The 15,611-nt window shown below is 55.7% G+C and carries 17 protein-coding genes and 1 tRNA gene; 3 read left to right on the top strand and 15 right to left on the bottom strand.

Annotated features, from left to right (window positions below; genetic code table 11):
- Nucleotides 1-19 precede the first annotated feature (19 nt).
- The 4 genes from sixA to PZBJ_RS18015 all read right to left on the bottom strand — a co-directional run bounded on the left by sixA (nucleotide 20) and on the right by PZBJ_RS18015 (nucleotide 4,600).
- Nucleotides 20-502, bottom strand: a complete 483-nt coding sequence (gene sixA, locus PZBJ_RS18030; protein ID WP_101763719.1) for a phosphohistidine phosphatase SixA — start codon at nucleotides 500-502, stop codon at nucleotides 20-22.
- Nucleotides 503-697: 195 nt separating this feature from the next.
- Nucleotides 698-2,827, bottom strand: coding sequence for a fatty acid oxidation complex subunit alpha FadJ (gene fadJ, locus PZBJ_RS18025; RefSeq protein WP_101763621.1), 2,130 nt, complete (start codon nucleotides 2,825-2,827; stop codon nucleotides 698-700).
- Complete coding sequence (gene fadI, locus PZBJ_RS18020; protein ID WP_101763620.1) at nucleotides 2,827-4,137, bottom strand: acetyl-CoA C-acyltransferase FadI; 1,311 nt, start codon at nucleotides 4,135-4,137, stop codon at nucleotides 2,827-2,829. Before fadI ends, fadJ begins: the two co-directional genes overlap by 1 nt.
- 166 nt (nucleotides 4,138-4,303) lie before the next feature.
- Nucleotides 4,304-4,600, bottom strand: a complete 297-nt coding sequence (locus tag PZBJ_RS18015) for a YfcZ/YiiS family protein (protein ID WP_101763619.1) — start codon at nucleotides 4,598-4,600, stop codon at nucleotides 4,304-4,306.
- Between the two features lie 359 nt (nucleotides 4,601-4,959).
- Between PZBJ_RS18015 and fadL the strand changes: the two genes are divergently transcribed.
- Nucleotides 4,960-6,243 carry a long-chain fatty acid transporter FadL gene (gene fadL, locus PZBJ_RS18010; RefSeq protein ID WP_101763618.1) on the top strand — a complete coding sequence of 428 codons (1,284 nt, stop codon included), beginning with the start codon at nucleotides 4,960-4,962 and terminating at the stop codon, nucleotides 6,241-6,243.
- A gap of 46 nt (nucleotides 6,244-6,289) precedes the next feature.
- On the opposite strand, the gene mlaA is transcribed toward fadL, so the two are convergent.
- The 10 genes from mlaA to ccmA are packed head-to-tail and all read right to left on the bottom strand — an operon-like array spanning nucleotide 6,290 to nucleotide 14,048.
- Nucleotides 6,290-7,057, bottom strand: a complete 768-nt coding sequence (mlaA, locus tag PZBJ_RS18005) for a phospholipid-binding lipoprotein MlaA (protein ID WP_101763617.1) — start codon at nucleotides 7,055-7,057, stop codon at nucleotides 6,290-6,292.
- 35 nt (nucleotides 7,058-7,092) lie between these two features.
- Nucleotides 7,093-8,304, bottom strand: a complete 1,212-nt coding sequence (ccmI, locus tag PZBJ_RS18000; RefSeq protein WP_101763616.1) for a c-type cytochrome biogenesis protein CcmI — start codon at nucleotides 8,302-8,304, stop codon at nucleotides 7,093-7,095.
- The gene (locus tag PZBJ_RS17995) at nucleotides 8,304-8,759 is read right to left on the bottom strand and encodes a cytochrome c-type biogenesis protein (protein ID WP_101763615.1); all 456 of its coding nucleotides are present in this window, start codon (nucleotides 8,757-8,759) and stop codon (nucleotides 8,304-8,306) included. Before PZBJ_RS17995 ends, ccmI begins: the two co-directional genes overlap by 1 nt.
- The gene (locus PZBJ_RS17990; protein ID WP_101763614.1) at nucleotides 8,756-9,313 is read right to left on the bottom strand and encodes a DsbE family thiol:disulfide interchange protein; all 558 of its coding nucleotides are present in this window, start codon (nucleotides 9,311-9,313) and stop codon (nucleotides 8,756-8,758) included. The genes PZBJ_RS17995 and PZBJ_RS17990 overlap by 4 nt, the downstream gene beginning before the upstream one ends.
- A complete protein-coding gene (locus tag PZBJ_RS17985; RefSeq protein ID WP_101763613.1) occupies nucleotides 9,310-11,268 on the bottom strand; it encodes a heme lyase CcmF/NrfE family subunit in 1,959 nt (652 codons plus the stop codon). The genes PZBJ_RS17990 and PZBJ_RS17985 overlap by 4 nt, the downstream gene beginning before the upstream one ends.
- A complete protein-coding gene (gene ccmE, locus PZBJ_RS17980; RefSeq protein WP_008101293.1) occupies nucleotides 11,265-11,750 on the bottom strand; it encodes a cytochrome c maturation protein CcmE in 486 nt (161 codons plus the stop codon). Before ccmE ends, PZBJ_RS17985 begins: the two co-directional genes overlap by 4 nt.
- Nucleotides 11,747-11,980, bottom strand: coding sequence for a heme exporter protein CcmD (gene ccmD, locus PZBJ_RS17975; protein ID WP_101763612.1), 234 nt, complete (start codon nucleotides 11,978-11,980; stop codon nucleotides 11,747-11,749). Before ccmD ends, ccmE begins: the two co-directional genes overlap by 4 nt.
- Nucleotides 11,977-12,717, bottom strand: a complete 741-nt coding sequence (locus PZBJ_RS17970; RefSeq protein ID WP_101763611.1) for a heme ABC transporter permease — start codon at nucleotides 12,715-12,717, stop codon at nucleotides 11,977-11,979. The genes ccmD and PZBJ_RS17970 overlap by 4 nt, the downstream gene beginning before the upstream one ends.
- A gap of 57 nt (nucleotides 12,718-12,774) precedes the next feature.
- Nucleotides 12,775-13,434: a heme exporter protein CcmB gene (gene ccmB, locus PZBJ_RS17965; RefSeq protein ID WP_101763610.1), complete on the bottom strand. Its 660-nt coding sequence runs from the start codon at nucleotides 13,432-13,434 to the stop codon at nucleotides 12,775-12,777.
- Nucleotides 13,434-14,048: a cytochrome c biogenesis heme-transporting ATPase CcmA gene (ccmA, locus tag PZBJ_RS17960; RefSeq protein ID WP_101763609.1), complete on the bottom strand. Its 615-nt coding sequence runs from the start codon at nucleotides 14,046-14,048 to the stop codon at nucleotides 13,434-13,436. Before ccmA ends, ccmB begins: the two co-directional genes overlap by 1 nt.
- 243 nt (nucleotides 14,049-14,291) lie before the next feature.
- Here ccmA and PZBJ_RS17955 point away from each other — a divergent pair, with 243 nt between their 5' ends.
- Nucleotides 14,292-15,206, top strand: a complete 915-nt coding sequence (locus PZBJ_RS17955) for a formate/nitrite transporter family protein (protein ID WP_101763608.1) — start codon at nucleotides 14,292-14,294, stop codon at nucleotides 15,204-15,206.
- A gap of 87 nt (nucleotides 15,207-15,293) precedes the next feature.
- A tRNA-Arg gene (locus PZBJ_RS17950) sits at nucleotides 15,294-15,368 on the top strand.
- A gap of 20 nt (nucleotides 15,369-15,388) precedes the next feature.
- On the opposite strand, the gene PZBJ_RS17945 is transcribed toward PZBJ_RS17950, so the two are convergent.
- Entirely contained in the window at nucleotides 15,389-15,598 is a 210-nt protein-coding gene (locus PZBJ_RS17945) for a hypothetical protein (protein WP_101763607.1), read from the bottom strand.
- Nucleotides 15,599-15,611: the final 13 nt, after the last annotated feature.

Below are 15,611 nucleotides of genomic sequence, written 5' to 3'. Positions count from 1 at the left end.
AGCGGCCCATAGAGCGGAATTACATCGCTTTAGCCAATTTTGACGGGCTGACCTGCCACTCCAGCTTGCCTTCGCAGGCCTCTGCATCAAAGTTCACACAGGCTATTGCCGAGGTCGCGAACATCGGCGGCGCTTCCTGCGGGCAGAGTTCAGACACCAGATAACCCACCAGCGGCAGATGCGAAATCACCAGCGCCGATTTAACCCCTTTTTGTGCCAGCGCCTGCAGATAGCAAGCCACCATGCCCGGATCGCCGCCCGGCGTCAGTTCCGGCAAGACATCCTGCCCTTCTGGCAATTTCAGGGTTTCGCGCACCGTGGCGAGCGTTTGCTCGGCACGCAGGTAAGGACTGACTAATACCCGATCAATTTCTGGCGTTTTGCCGTTGAGCCAGCTCGCCATCGCTCTCGATTCATCACAGCCACAGAGTGTGAGAGGTCGAACAGAATCACTCGCTGCTTCCAGAGCTGCATCGCCATGACGCATGATAAAAACTTGCATAAAGCACCGCTGTTGTTTGTCGATATCGGCCGGTACCACAGCACCAGACGCTTCATTCTGCGAATGAACGGTGTGTTTTACCCCAATGGCTTCAGTATAGTCAACCGGTTGTTTATTAAATAAGCACATCTCAGAATGGTGCCGCGCTTACCGCTGCACGGCCCGCTGACTAACCCGCTGAATCTCTGTGCCTATTCACGATTGTGCAGAAGTGTAAAAATTCGTTTGCTGTTCTGACATTGCAAGCAGCGCCTCACTCGGCGCAAAACGCTCGCCATGTTGCTGCATTAATGACCTTAATGCTTTGACGATATCGCCAATGCCGCGCTGATCCATATAGCGGAACGGACCGCCAAGGAACGGCGGAAAACCGATGCCAAATACCGCCGCAATATCGCCATCCCGCGCGTTGCGGATCACCGCTTCATCCAGACAGCGTGCCGCTTCGTTCAGCATCATCAAGACGCAGCGCTCAGCGATCTGCGCTTCGCTCTGCCTTGCCTGCGGTTTGATATTCAGCAGTGAATAAAGGGAAGCATCGACTTGGCGTTTTCCCGGCCAGCGCGAACGTTGATAGAGGTAAAACCCTTTGTGATTTTTGCGCCCTTTTCTGCCGTCGGCCAGAATGGCGTTCGCGGCGTTGGGGGCGCTGAAACGTAAACCGTAAGCCTGCTCGAGAATCGGGCTGATCTTGCTGCCGACATCAATGCCCACTTCATCCAGCAGCTGCAGCGGCCCAACCGGGAAACCAAACTTCACTAAAGCGCGATCGATATGCTCAATCGGCTCACCTTCCTGCAAGCAGTGCATCGCTTCATTTATATAGGGCGCGAGAATGCGGTTAACGTAAAAGCCGGGACGATCCGCCACCACCACCGCCGTTTTGCCCTGCTGACGCGCCAGCTGCACCGTGTTCGCCAGCGTTTGCGCCGAGGTATTGGCGTGAGGAATCACCTCCACCAGCGGCATTTTGTCCACAGGACTGAAAAAATGCAGACCGATCACGTTTTCAGGCCGCTGGGCTTTGGCTGCGATATCAGCAATTGGCAGCGAGGAAGTATTGGAGGCGAAAATGGTGTGCGGCTGGCAATGGCTTTCGATTTCGCTGACCATCTGCTGCTTGAGCGCCAGATCCTCAAATACCGCTTCAATCACCAGATCGCGCTGGCTGAATCCCTGGTAATCGGTGCCACCGCTGATGCGCGCCATCTGCTGCTGGCGTTCGGCGGCTTTTAGCTGACGCCGCTTCACCTTGTTGCTCAGCAGATCCCAGCTGTATTGCAGCGCATGATTCACGCCGACCAGATTGATGTCTTTAATGCGCACTGGCAAACCGGCTTTCAGCGCCGTAACGCTGGCGATGCCGCCGCCCATCAAACCGCCGCCGAGCACGCCAATCTGCTTCAGCACTTGCGGCTCGACACTGGCCATCGACTCTTTCTTTAAGGCCGTTGAGGCGAAGAACAAACTGCGCAGCGCGGCCGATTCTGGCGTCATCGCCAATTGGCCAAAGGCGCGCGCTTCTGCTTCATGCCCGGCGCTGCTACCCTGCTCCAGACCGATGCGCACCACGTCAAGAATGCGCTGGGCCGCTGGATAGTTGCCCTGGGTTTTGCTGTGGGTTTGCCGCTGCGCCAGCGAGAACAGCACCTGACGCGCGATCGGTCCCTGCAGCAAACGATCGCGGCGCGAAAGCTCCCGCCGTGCGCCTTTTCCTTTATGTACACGCGCAATCGCCGTTTCCAGCAGAATTGATTGCGGCACCGCGTCATCGACAATCCCCAGCTTGAGCGCCTGTTTAGCGCGCAGCTGTTTGCCGGTAAGGATCAGCGGCAGCGCCTGCTGTACGCCAATCAGGCGCGGCAAACGTTGCGTACCGCCAGAACCCGGCAGCAGACCGAGCTGTACTTCCGGCAAACCGAGGCGCGTTTTGTCATCCAGCGAACAGATGCGCGCATCGCAGGCCAGCGCCAGTTCCAGACCGCCGCCGAGGCAGGCACCGTGAATCGCCGCCACCACTGGAAACGGCAGCGCGGCAATCATCGCCATCACATCTTGTCCCTGCTTTGCCAGCGCCTCAGCTTCCTGCGCCGTTTTGCAGTTGGCGATCATGCTGATATCCGCACCAGCAACAAAGTTGTCTGGCTTGCCGGAGATCAACACTAATCCAGCCAACTGCTGATGGCTGCGCGCTTCGTCCAGCACCGCTTTGATCTGCGGCACAAACTCGGCCTTCAGCGTGTTCATCTTCTCGCCCGGCACATCGATGGTGATCACACCGACGTGGTCGAGGCGCATGTGTAAATGAAAGGCGGATTCGCTCATTATTCGGCCTCCAAAACCATTGCCGTGCCCAGGCCGCCTGCCGCGCAGGCGGTGACCAATCCCAATCCGCCACCGCGCCGCCGCAGTTCCTGCAGCGTTTGCGTGATCATGCGTGCGCCAGTGGCGGCAAACGGATGACCATAAGCTATCGATCCGCCAAGCACGTTAAAGCGTTCTTCATTGACTTCACCTAACGCATGCGGACGATTCAGCACCTCGCGCGCAAAGCGTTCGTCACGGAACATTTTCAGGTTGGCTAAGGTTTGTGCGGCAAAGGCTTCGTGCATATCAATCAGCGTCAGATCGTTGAGCGTGATGCCGGCGCGCTCCAGCGCCAGCGGCGAGGCGTAGGCCGGTCCAAGCAGCATATCGTGCCAGACATCAATCGCCGTAAAAGCATAGCTGCGAAGATAGCCGAGCGGCTGAATGCCGAGTTCGCGCGCGCGCCCTTCACGCATCAGGATCACCGCTGCGGCGCCATCGGTCAGCGGCGTGCTGTTGGCGGCGGTCACCGAACCGTGACGACGATCAAACGCCGGGCGCAGTTTGGCGTAATCGGCGGCGCTGGCGTTGAAGCGAATATTGTTGTCCTGCTCGATGGGCGCTTTCCACGGCGGCACAAATGCGGGCATCACTTCCTGGCTTAACACGCCCGATTGCCAGGCGCGCGCCGCATGCTGGTGCGAACGCAGCGCTAACGCGTCCTGCTGTTCACGCGTGATGCCGTGACTTTTCGCCATCTGCTCGGCGGTATCGCCCATGCGTAATCCGGTAGAATACTCCGCTACCGCCGGTGGCACCGGCAACAGATCGCGCGGGCGCAAACGACGCAGGATGCTGAGTTTTTGACTAAAGCTGCGCGCTTTGTTGAGATCCACCAGCGCACGCGCCAGAGTTTTACTGACGCCAATCGGCAGCACCGAGGATGAATCCGCGCCACCGGCAATGCCGGCATCGATGGTGCCCGCCATCAAACTTTCCGCTACGTTTGCCACCGCCTGAAAACTGGTGGCGCAGGCGCGGCTAACGCTATAGGCATCGGTATGCACGCCTAATCCGCTGCTCAGAACAATTTCACGCGCAATGTTGGGCGCTTCCGGCATCTGCACCACCTGGCCAAACACCAGTTGATCGATAAACTCGACCGGTAATTCGCTGCGCGCCATCAGTTCGCTGATCACCATGCGCCCCAGCTCCAGCGCGGGAATGCCGTGGAAATCGGTCGCCTGGCGGGCAAAAGGCGTGCGTAATCCGTGGGTTATGGCGATACGTTCGCCCTGACGCGTCAGCAGCGGCTGCGCTTTGCTCATTGCAATCACCTGTATTTTTCGACCGGGGCATCATTGCCAAACAGGTCTGACCTGATCATCAGTGTTAACTAAGTGTTGCTAAGTAGCCAATAAGCAGAGGAAAAAAGTGCGAAGGAATACACGAAAATGAGTTAAGGCTGCCGAAGGGGTTTCGGCAGCGGCATGATTAGCGTAGGCCGAGCTGGAAAATCAGGGTTTCGGCCTGGCAGGCAAAGGTGAAGTCGATAGACAGGCGCACCGCGTCGCCTTCATTGGCAAAATCCGCGCGAATATCGCAAGGATCGGATTCCACCTGACGCGCGCGCTCAGTCAAATGCGCCAGCATCGCTTCCGCCGCATGACGGTCGGCAAATACGCCAGACCAGCTTGCGGTGCAATCGGTGTTATCCATCACGGTTCCCACATCGACACAGCAGCAGGCCGCCGTTTCGTTGGCATTACACTTTTTAATGGCATCAGTCATGATTCTCTCCTGACGATAATTTCAACATAATCGGATTATTTTCTGCCGCAAAGTGTACGCCTGCTGCGTTTTCACATCCACGATCAAGCCGCTAAGTGACGAATATCACACTAAAAATTGATCCACAGCAAAATTGAACGCTATGTTTAAGTCGAACCGCTAAGATTTTGTTAAGCAGATCTGATTTTATCGATCAAATCAGAAATATTTAAAAAACAATATTGCAACAAATACACAGGTCGGACCTATACTCGTCGCACTGGTCTGATATGTGGTTTTGCCATCAGTCCCTACAATTCGCCGCTCTTTGTTACGCGACGTAACAACGTTAAATAATAAATCTGGATGAGGTTGTGGTCATGAACCATAAAAACCTGTTTGCAAAGTCAGCTGTGGCAGCTGCAGTAACGCTCGTCTGTTCTCATGTTTACGCCGCGGGCTTTCAACTGAATGAATTCTCAGCAATTGGTTTAGGTCGTGCATATTCCGGCGAAGGTGCGATGGGTGATACCGCCGCCTCTGCCAGCCGTAACCCGGCAACTATGGCATTAATGGATCGCCCTTCTTTCTCTATCGGCGCGGTTTATATTGATCCCGAAGTGGATATTAGCGGTCAGAGCCCGACAGGTCGCAGCCTTGATGCCAAAAATATCGCCCCAAATCAGTGGATCCCTAATCTTCACTATGTGCACCCAATTAACGATCAGTGGTGGATTGGTGCATCTGCGACCTCAAACTATGGTTTAGCAACCGAATTTAATGACGGCTATACCGCAGGTGGTTATGGCGGCAAAACCGACCTGATGACCGGTAATTTTAATATCAGCACCGCTTATCGACTGAATGAGAATTTCAGCTTCGGTATCGGCTTTGATGCGGTCTACGCAAAAGCGAAAATTGAGCGCTATGCCGGTGAAGCAGGTGCCGTGGCAGGATTGCCAGCCGATACCCAGATTGCGCATTTAAAAGGTGATGAATGGGGTTACGGCTGGAACGCCGGCATCCTGTACGAAGTGGATAAAAATAACCGCTTTGGCTTTACCTACCGCTCAGAAGTAAAAGTCGACTTTGACGGTGACTACAAGAGCAACATCCCCACCGCCTTTAACGGTACACCGCAGGCACTGGCTTTAGGCCTGCCTTACGGCACCAGCGGCACTACAATTCCGGGTTCTCTGACTTTGAATCTGCCAGAGATGTGGGAAGTGTCAGGCTGGCATAAAGTGGCGCCGCAATGGGCGGTTCACTATAGCCTGACTTATACCAGCTGGAGCCAATTTCAGGAGTTGAAAGCCACCGGCAGCAATGGCCAGACGCTGTTCTATAAGGATGAAAGTTTCCACGATGCCTACCGTATCGCGTTGGGTACCACTTACTTCTACGACGATAACTGGACCTTCCGTACCGGTATCGCCTTTGATGACAGCCCGGTTCCGGCCGATAAGCGTTCTATCTCTATTCCGGATCAGGATCGTCTGTGGCTGAGTGCCGGTGCGTCTTACGCCTTCAATGAAGATGCTTCTGTCGACCTGGGTATTTCTTACATGCACGGTCAGAAAGTCACCGTGAAAGAAGGCCCGTATACCTTTAACTCTGAAGGTAAAGCCTGGCTGTACGGCGCGAACTTTAACTACAAGTTCTGATACGTAGCTTGATAAAAAAGGCGACTCATTGAGTCGCCTTTTTGTTTTATTCAGAATCAATATCTTTCAGATCGTCCTGAATCGCACTGGCGTTCGGATTATCTTCCGGCTTCAGCTTACCGCCGTTGGCAATAAAGTCATGTCGCTGGAAGTAGGCATTACGAATAAAGGCGTACGGATCTTGCTGCTGACGCAAAATGGCGTCCGAATCCAGCAACTGCGCACGGGTTTCAATCCCTTCCAGCGTCCATTTACCTACCGAGATCGGCCAGCTCAACCAGCTTAAGACCGGATAGAGCGTATCAACGAAGTCACCGCCATCTTCACGGATGGTGAAGCTACCGTAGGCCGGCAATTCAACATACGGGCCGTAACCGACGCCATAACGTCCCAGCGTGCTACCAAAGCGATGCGGCACTTCACGCGCCAGTGCCGGATTGGCTTTGCCCGCCACGTCGATAAAGCCACCCAGCCCTAACACGGTGTTCAGGAAGAAGCGGGTAAAGTGGATGCCTGCCTGGCGCGGTTCACCCACCAGAATGGCGTTAACCATGCTGGCGGGCTCTTCAACGTTGGATAACACATTACTGATGCCGCTACGTGCCGGCACCGGCACATAATCGCGCCAGGCGACTGCCACCGGACGCAGAACATACGGATCCAGCACGTTGTAGTTGAAGTTAAACATCGTGCGGTTAAAGCCTTCCAGCGGATCGCTGCGCTGCGCAGGTTCCGTATTTTCAGCCGGTTTTGAGCTGGCACAACCCACCAGCAGTAAGCTGGCTAGCGCCAAACCGGTCAGGCGGTTATTCATTCTTCTCTCCCTGTGCGGATCAGTAAGGTATCGCTTCAGGGCTGCTGTTGATTAATTTCCACAGCCAGTTGCTGATGACCATCCCAGGGTGTGACCGCGCTTAAACCCAACCAGTCGCCAGACTGTGGATTGGCACTGCCATCGCGCGAAATGCGCACCCTGACTTGCACCTGATGCTGTGCCGAAAGCAGGCGATCGGGCATCATGGCATTGCTGTCATCGAGCGTGAGCGATAACGGGAAGTGACTCAGCGGTAAACGCTTCACAGCCACAGGCACCGGTGAAACACCGTCAGACACAGAAATATACAACACTCCGCCTTGCGGTAACATTTTTTCTGCCTGCGGCGTCAAACTCACCGTCAATGCCAGGCTGCTATTTTGCTGTCCCGCGTCAGTTTTCGCTTGTTCAATGCTGCGCTCGATCATGGTGATGCGACGATCGCCTGCCGGTAACAGTTTCAACATCACCTGCCATGCACCAATCGCCTCGTTGTACTGCTGCTGCTCAAAGGCATTAAACGCCAGCAGACTCAGCGTGCGCACATCGCTGTGATCGCGTTTAAGCAGCGCTTTCAGCAACACGTTGGCCTGACGGTTATCCTGCGGATCGCTGGAGCGCGTCAGCACTTCGGCATAATCCTGCTGCAGTTCGATGTTGTCTGGCGCCAGCTGTAGCGCATGTTCAAATGCCTGGCTGGCATCGGTGGCATTATTCAGCACCATCCCTAAGCGGCCCAGCATCGCCCAATCGTTGAGGTTCGTTGCGTCGTTCTGCAGCGAGCTGCGCAGACCCAGCTGCAGACGCGCCAACTCTTCCATGGTTAGCGGCTGAGCTTTAGGATCCATCACGCGCGCACGTAACGCAGGAAACTCCTGCTGTACGCTGACGAACGCGGTTTGCGGCGTGAGTCCGCCGGTTTTCAGATACATGCCAACCGACACCACCAGCAGCACAATCACGCCCGGCAGCAACACCCAGCGGCTGCTGCGATGAATGGTCGCGGCATCCTGCTGCGGCACATCAGTTAATAGTGTTTGTTGCAGTTCGCGCACCATTTCCGGGCGCTCAGCCACCACGCCCTCTTCTTCATCACGCTCCAGCTCGCGCAGGCGTTGCTGATAGAAATCGGTGTTGAGACGATCGCGATCGCCACTGCTGGCCTCGCGCTGACGCCAGCCGGCACGCAGAAACAGCGCGATAGCCGCCAGCAGTAAAATAATCAGGGTAATCCAGAATCCAGTCATTACGGCTTCCCGTCACGCTTGAGTAACGCCGCAAGGCGCTGTTGTTCACTGTCGTCGAGTTCGCTACGCGCTTTGCCGCGACGATTACGCAGAATAATGATCAGCGCGCCCAGCACCACAAACAGCGCTGGCCCCACCCACAAAATCAGCGTGGAAGGCGTTACCGGCGGCTCATACGTCACGAAATTACCGTAACGCGCCACCATGTAATCAATGATCTGCTGGCGGCTTTCGCCCTGCTTCATCAACTCGTAGACTTTAAGACGCATATCCGACGCGATCATCGCATTGGAATCGGCAATGCTGTTGTTCTGGCATTTCGGGCAACGCAGCGATGCGGTGAGATCACGGTATTGTTCTTCCTGCTGCACCGAATCGAACTGATAAGTATCAATCGCCGCCCACAGGCTGGTGCTGAGCAGAATGCCCGCTAACAATAGAAGCAGCCGTTTCATACGCCCGCCTCCTTGTTGTATTTGTCCCACAGCGGTTTCACTTCTTCGAGCCAGACGCGATCGTTCATGTCGCCTGCGTGGCGATAACGAATGATCCCTTTGCCGTCGATCAGGAAGGTTTCCGGTGCGCCGTAAACGCCGAGATCGAGACCGAGCATCCCGTTGCCGTCATACAGGCTGAGCGCATAAGGATTACCCAGCGTGTTCAGCCAGGTCACCGCTTTGGTGCGATCGTCTTTATAGTTGAGGCCAACCACGCGAATGCCTTTTTCCGCCAGCGTGTTGAGGTATTGATGCTCCGCGCGGCAGGTTGGGCACCAGGTTGCCCAGACGTTGAGCAGAATCGGTTTGCCGTCGGTCAGCACCTGCTGATCGTAGATTTTGCCGGGTTGATCGAGCGCTTCCAGTTTGAATACGGGTACCGGTTTGCCGATCAACGCTGATTCGAGACGCGTTGGATCATCGCCGTTGGCGTTGCGCGACAGCTGCCACAGCAGCGCCGCGGCCAGCAGCAAAAATAGAACTAACGGGATAAACAGGATTTTTTTGTTCATGCCAGCTCCTCGCGCTGCTCTTTTTTGCGTGAGCGATAGCGCGGATCGAACAGGCAGAACAAGCCGCCCACCGCCATAAACACGCCGCCGAACCAGATCCAGCGCACAAACGGTTTGTAGTAAATCCGCACCGCCCACGAACCGTCATCCAGCTCTTCGCCCAGCGCCGCATACAGATCGCGGGTGAAACCGCCGCTGATCGCCGCTTCGGTCATCATGGTGCGCGCGGCTGCATAGAAGCGTTTTTCCGCCTGCATCACCGCCTCCAGCTTGCCGTTGCGCGTCACTTCAATCACCGCCACGCCGCCGCTGTAGTTCGGCCCTTGCAGGTTGCGCACGCCGTGGAAGGTAAAGTGATAATTGTGGATATCAACGGTATCGCCCGCCTTCATGCGCACATCACGCTCAACGCTGTACTGGGTGCTAAAGGCGATACCGACCACGGTCACCGCCACGCCTAAATGCCCCAGCACCATGCCCCAATGGCTGCGCGACAGATGTCGTAAACCTTTGAAGAAAGAGTGGCGATGGGTGGCGCGCTCGTGCAGTTCCATCAACGTCAGCATGATCACCCAGATCGACATCAGCAGGCCGATAACCGTCATCGCCTCAATGCGATCCTGCAGCAGCCACGGCAGGGCGATCGACAGAATCAGCGTCACTAACAGGCCCACGCCAAGGCGTTTCCACAGTTTCTGTGGTTGGTCACGACGCCAGCGCACCAGCGGACCGATACCGAGCATCAGCGCGAACGGTGCCATCAGCCAGGTAAACATGGTGTTGAAGAACGGCTCGCCCACCGAGATGCTGCCGAGACCGAGCTGTTTATGCACCAGCGGCAGCAGCGTACCGAGTAACACCACCAGCATCGCGGCGATCAGCAGCACGTTATTACCCAGCAGGAAGGATTCGCGTGACCAGGCTTCGCTCTGTACGCGGCTGCGCACCTGACCACCTTTCAGCGCGTACAGCAGCAGCGAGCTGCCAATCACAATCACCAGGAAGGCGAGAATAAACATGCCGCGCGCCGGATCGGAGGCGAACGAGTGCACGGAAACCAGCACGCCGGAGCGCACGAGGAAAGTGCCAAGCAGGCTTAGCGAGAACGCGGTGATCGCCAGTAACACCGTCCACGACTTGAAGCTGCCGCGCTTTTCCGTCACCGCCAGCGAGTGCATCAGCGCTGTTCCGGCCAGCCACGGCATAAAGGAGGCGTTTTCGACCGGGTCCCAGAACCACCAGCCGCCCCAGCCGAGTTCGTAATAAGCCCACGCCGAACCGAGGACGATACCGATAGTCAGGAAGACCCACGCGGCGGTGGTCCACGGACGTGACCAGCGCGCCCATGCGGTATCCAGACGTCCGGCCATCAGCGAGGCAATGGCAAACGCAAAGGCCACCGAGAAGCCGACATAACCCATGTACAGCAGCGGCGGATGGAAGATCAGCCCGATATCCTGCAGCATTGGGTTGAGATCGCGCCCGTCAATCGGGAAGTTTGGCAAGGTGCGGGTAAATGGATTCGAGGTGAGAATGATAAACAGCAGGAAGCCGAGATTAATCATGCCCATCACCGCCAGCACGCGTGCTAGCGCATCCTGCGGCATCCCGCGACTGAAGATCGCCACCGCCAGCGTCCAGGTGCTGAGCAGCAGCACCCACAACAGCAGTGAACCTTCGTGCGCACCCCAGGTTGCCGCGATGCGATAATAGACCGGCAGCAAGGTGTTGGAGTTGGTGGCGACATAGCCAACGGTAAAGTCATTCACCACAAAGGCGTGCACCAACACCACAAAAGAGGCGGCGACACAGATAAACATGCCCCAGGTCAACGGGCGCGCCATGGCCATCAAACGCGCATCCTGCCGCGCAGCGCCCCACAACGGATAGACGCTCAACAGGAGCGCTAAAGCCAGCGCCAGACACAGCAGAAAGCTACCAATTTCCGGCATCATGATTGCGCACCCGACTGCTGATAAGCTGCCGCAGGTCCTGTGTGATTCTTCTTCATGGCATCTTCAATTTCGGGAGGCGTATATTTTTCATCGTGTTTCGCCAGCACTTCTTTAGCGTTCACCAGATTGCCCTCTTCCAGCACGCCTTGCGCTACCACGCCCTGCCCTTCACGGAACAGGTCCGGCAGAATGCCTTCATAGGTCACACTGACCACGCCGTTGGCGTCATACAGTTTGAAAGAGACGGCGAGCGTTTTCGGATCGCGCTTTACGCTGCCCGGCATCACCATGCCGCCAATGCGCAAGCGCTGGCCCGGCTCAGGCTTCTGATGATCTTCACCTTTGCCGTTGATAATTTCACTCGGGGTATAAAACAGGTCGATGTTGGAACGCAGCGCGTACATCACCAGCGCGGTCGCCAGGCCAAGCCCGATCAACACCGCGATCGCCACATAGAGGCGATTACGACGACGGATATTCACACGGATTCTCCCGCTGCTCCACTGGCAGCTTTTTTCGATTTAGCCGCGCGAATGCGCCGCTCCCTGGACTGACGCTGGCGAATTTCCGCCAGCAAACGGCGGCGGAACAGCACGGTGTGCAGCACCAGACCGAATAACGGGATCAACGTGAGGATAACGGCGAGCCAGACGTAAAAGGCATAGCCGCCCATGGCGAAGAAATCGCTCCACGATGCAAAGGCTGGCGTCATAATTTGCTTCCTCCCTGCGCCACATCAATCGCCCACGGACGATGACGCTCGGTGAATAGAATCAAATTGCGCAGGCGCATTAAGGTCAGCGCACCAAACACCAGCAGGTAACCGAGAATGGACCAGCGCAGCGGTGTGCGCATGCTTGGATCGATAGCCTGCTGCAGAATGCCTGATGAGCCCTGATGCAGCGTGTTCCACCATTGCACCGAGAAGTGAATGATCGGCAGATTAACCACGCCAACCAGAATCAAAATGCCGGCGGCGCGCCCGGCGGTGCGGCGGTCTTCAAAGGAGTGATACAGCGCGATAACGCCCATATAGAGGAACAGCAGCACCAGCTCAGATGTCAGGCGTGCATCCCAGATCCACCAGGTTCCCCACATCGGTTTACCCCAAGCGGAACCGGTAATCAGCGCGATAAAGGTGAACACCGCGCCAATCGGCGCCATCGCCGCTGAGACCAGATCGGCCATCTTCATCTGCCACACCAGGCCGATAAATGCCGCAATAGCCATTGATGCATACACGCCCATCGACCACATCGCTGCAGGCACGTGAATGTACATAATCCGGAAGCTGTTGCCCTGCTGATAATCCGCCGGTGCAAAGCCGAATCCCCAGACCCAACCGAGTAACAGCGTGCCAACACCCAGCACCGCGAACCACGGAATCAAGCGACCGCATAGCTGGTAAAGCCGCTCAGGCTTTGCCCACTGGTGTAACCATTTCCACATTTTGCATAGCTCACAATAAAGAGAATTCAGGTTTCGACCGCTCTGGGGCGGCACGAATTAATGCAGACTGATACGCAAGGCCGCTGCCGTCGCGAACGGCGACAGCGTTGCGCTTACCGCCAGCATCGCGCCAAGAATCGCCAGATAACCCCCGATCGGCAATCCCATTCCGGCGGCATCAATCGCCGCGCTGGCAAATATCAAAACCGGTATCGACAACGGCAATACCAGCAAACTCAGTAATACGCCGCCGCGCCGCAACCCAACGGTTAATCCGGTCCCAATCGCGCCGAGAAAACTCAGCGTTGGCGTGCCAAGTAATAACGTCAATGCCATCGCGCGCCAGCCGGCAAAATCCAGCGACAGCAACAATGCCGCCAGCGGCGACAATAAAATCAGCGGTAGCCCGGTAATCAGCCAGTGCGCAATCACTTTGCCCAGCACCGTGATCGGTAGCGGCGTCGGCAACAGAAGTAGTTGCTCAAGCGAACCATCAAGAAAATCGTCACGAAACAGCCGTTCCAGCGCCAGCAATGAGGCGAGTAACGCGGCAACCCACGCCACGCCCGGCGCAATCCGCGCCAGCTGCTGTGGCTCCGGTCCGATACCTAACGGAAACAGCGTGATAACAATCAGGAAAAACCACAGCGGATTGATCACTTCCCCGCCGCTACGAAAAGCGATTTTTAATTCACGCTGAATGACCCGGCCTAACATCAAGCCCACTCCGAAGTAAGACGAATTTTACGCACGCGCGCGCTGTGATCGGGCAGATCCTGATGCGTGGTCAGAATCACCGCTCCGCCGTTATCGGCATGGCTGACGAATCGCGCCATTAATTTTTCAACACCGCCTTTATCGATGGCGGTTAAGGGTTCATCGAGGATCCATATCGACGCTGGGCTAAGCCATAAGCGTGCTAATGCCACGCGCCGCTGCTGTCCGGCGGAGAGTTGTGCCACCGGCACCTCTTCAAAACCCAGCAGATCGACCTGCTCAAGCGCAGCAAAAATCGCGTCTTCATTGCTGCTACCGTGCCAGAAATGCAGGTTCTCTAGCGGTGAGAGTACCGATTTCACGCCGGGATGATGGCCAAGATAGAGCAGATTTTGTTGCCATACTTCGCGCTGTTGACGAAGGGGCTGTGACTGCCACATGACGTCGCCCTCTTCCGCCCGGCTTAATCCGGCCAGCAGGCGCAACAGCGAAGTTTTCCCGGCTCCGTTTGGCCCTTCAATTTGCACAATGTCACCCGGTTGCACGCGGAAGCTCAACCCATGAAACAAGGTTCGCTCATCACGAACGCATGAGAGATTAATGACTTCGAGCATAGAAGGGAGAATCGCGGCAATGAATGAGGCGGGGATAATACCACATTGAATCTGTGGGCCGAAGTCTGTGAGCTGGCTCCCACTTACCCCAAATGGGGTATTCGTGCGCCCCAGATCAACAAATTGCTCAAAAATCCAACTCAGTTAAAATTTCGTTACTCTTAATTTGAATCTTCGTAACAAATCGACCTTGCAAAAACCAGCTACGCTTATGACGCAATGGCATTATCACCTGAGGAAAACATGAAACAATCACCATCGATTTCAAACAGTGACAACGATGTAGAGAGTGATGAGAAGGAGCAAGGCAAGGAGATAGAAGTCGATGAAGATGCCCTGCCCTCGCAGGCTGCGGCGATTCATGAAGAGATACGCCAGGATGGGGAAAAAGAGCTCGAGCGTGACGGCATGGCGCTGCTCTGGTCCGCGGTTGCGGCGGGCTTGTCGATGAGCGCTTCGCTGATGGCGAAAGGCATTTTTCAGGTCCATCTTAAAGGCGTGCCGGGCGCATTTTTACTGGAAAATTTGGGTTATACCTTTGGCTTTGTGATTGTGATTATGGCGCGCCAGCAACTGTTTACCGAGAATACCGTTACCGCCGTTTTGCCGGTGATGCACAAACCGACCGGCAGCAACTTTGCGCTGCTGTTACGTCTCTGGTGCGTGGTGCTGCTCGGCAATCTGATTGGCACCGCATTAGGGGCGCTGGCCTTTAATCATATGCCAATATTCGACGATGCGACGCGTCAGGCCTTTACCGCCATCAGTGAAAAAGTGATGGTGAACTCCCCAAGCGAAATGTTCGCTAATGCGGTGATATCAGGCTGGATTATCGCCACCATGGTGTGGATGTTCCCGTATGCGGGTGGCGCAAAGATTGTAGTGATTGTGATGATGACCTGGCTGGTGGCGTTAGGTGATTTAGCGCATATCGTGGTCGGTTCAGTCGAGGTGCTGTATCTGGTGTTTGCGGGCACGCTGCCGTGGTACGAATTCTTCTGGCCATTTGCCCTGCCTACGCTGCTTGGCAACATCACGGGCGGTACGCTGATATTTGCGTTGATCAGCCATGCGCAGATTCGTAACGATATGAGTGAAGCGGCGAAAGCCAAAGCGCGTGCGGAACAGAAGCGGAAAGAGAAGCAAAAACAGGTGTAAGCCTGGTCTTAAATTGCTGATAGATTGAGCAAACAACCGCTGCATAGTTAAAATCAGGTTCGCGGTGCGCTATACTGCGCGCCCGGCGTCTCCTTAGTTAAATGGATATAACGAGCCCCTCCTAAGGGCTAGTTGCAGGTTCGATTCCTGCAGGGGACACCAGATTTTCATCGTTCTCCCGCTTAAAACAGCCATCTTGCCAGAGCAAGTGTCAGTCCAGCGGTGCTCATTATTCCCGCCACAATCCATTTCGTTTGTTGATTTATCGCCTGATGAAGATCGCTTTTAGTGGCGTAGTTCGATTTAATCACCGCGATATCCGTTTTCATCAGCGCCATATCGGTTTTGATTTCGTCGATATCCGCTTCAAGCTTTGAAACGCGCTTTTCCATGTTCACTCCTTGA

Source organism: Pantoea endophytica, from assembly GCF_002858935.1.
In the GTDB taxonomy this organism is placed as follows: Bacteria; Pseudomonadota; Gammaproteobacteria; order Enterobacterales; family Enterobacteriaceae; genus Pantoea; species Pantoea leporis.
The sequence above is the reverse complement of the archived record's forward strand: the minus strand, read 5'-3'. Positions and strand labels throughout refer to the sequence as shown.

Bases quoted from the DNA above. Each gene is read 5' to 3' on its own strand.
- ccmI (WP_101763616.1), bottom strand. From the start codon at position 8,304: ATGACTGGATTCTGGATTACCCTGATTATTTTACTGCTGGCGGCTATC.
- fadJ (WP_101763621.1), bottom strand. From the start codon at position 2,827: ATGAGCGAATCCGCCTTTCATTTACACATGCGCCTCGACCACGTCGGT.
- PZBJ_RS17945 (WP_101763607.1), bottom strand. From the start codon at position 15,598: ATGGAAAAGCGCGTTTCAAAGCTTGAAGCGGATATCGACGAAATCAAA.
- sixA (WP_101763719.1), bottom strand. From the start codon at position 502: ATGCAAGTTTTTATCATGCGTCATGGCGATGCAGCTCTGGAAGCAGCG.
- ccmA (WP_101763609.1), bottom strand. From the start codon at position 14,048: ATGCTCGAAGTCATTAATCTCTCATGCGTTCGTGATGAGCGAACCTTG.
- PZBJ_RS18015 (WP_101763619.1), bottom strand. From the start codon at position 4,600: ATGACTGATGCCATTAAAAAGTGTAATGCCAACGAAACGGCGGCCTGC.
- mlaA (WP_101763617.1), bottom strand. From the start codon at position 7,057: ATGAATAACCGCCTGACCGGTTTGGCGCTAGCCAGCTTACTGCTGGTG.
- PZBJ_RS17955 (WP_101763608.1), top strand. From the start codon at position 14,292: ATGAAACAATCACCATCGATTTCAAACAGTGACAACGATGTAGAGAGT.
- PZBJ_RS17990 (WP_101763614.1), bottom strand. From the start codon at position 9,313: ATGAACAAAAAAATCCTGTTTATCCCGTTAGTTCTATTTTTGCTGCTG.
- PZBJ_RS17970 (WP_101763611.1), bottom strand. From the start codon at position 12,717: ATGTGGAAATGGTTACACCAGTGGGCAAAGCCTGAGCGGCTTTACCAG.
- ccmB (WP_101763610.1), bottom strand. From the start codon at position 13,434: ATGTTAGGCCGGGTCATTCAGCGTGAATTAAAAATCGCTTTTCGTAGC.
- fadL (WP_101763618.1), top strand. From the start codon at position 4,960: ATGAACCATAAAAACCTGTTTGCAAAGTCAGCTGTGGCAGCTGCAGTA.
- ccmD (WP_101763612.1), bottom strand. From the start codon at position 11,980: ATGACGCCAGCCTTTGCATCGTGGAGCGATTTCTTCGCCATGGGCGGC.
- PZBJ_RS17985 (WP_101763613.1), bottom strand. From the start codon at position 11,268: ATGATGCCGGAAATTGGTAGCTTTCTGCTGTGTCTGGCGCTGGCTTTA.
- fadI (WP_101763620.1), bottom strand. From the start codon at position 4,137: ATGAGCAAAGCGCAGCCGCTGCTGACGCGTCAGGGCGAACGTATCGCC.
- PZBJ_RS17995 (WP_101763615.1), bottom strand. From the start codon at position 8,759: ATGAAACGGCTGCTTCTATTGTTAGCGGGCATTCTGCTCAGCACCAGC.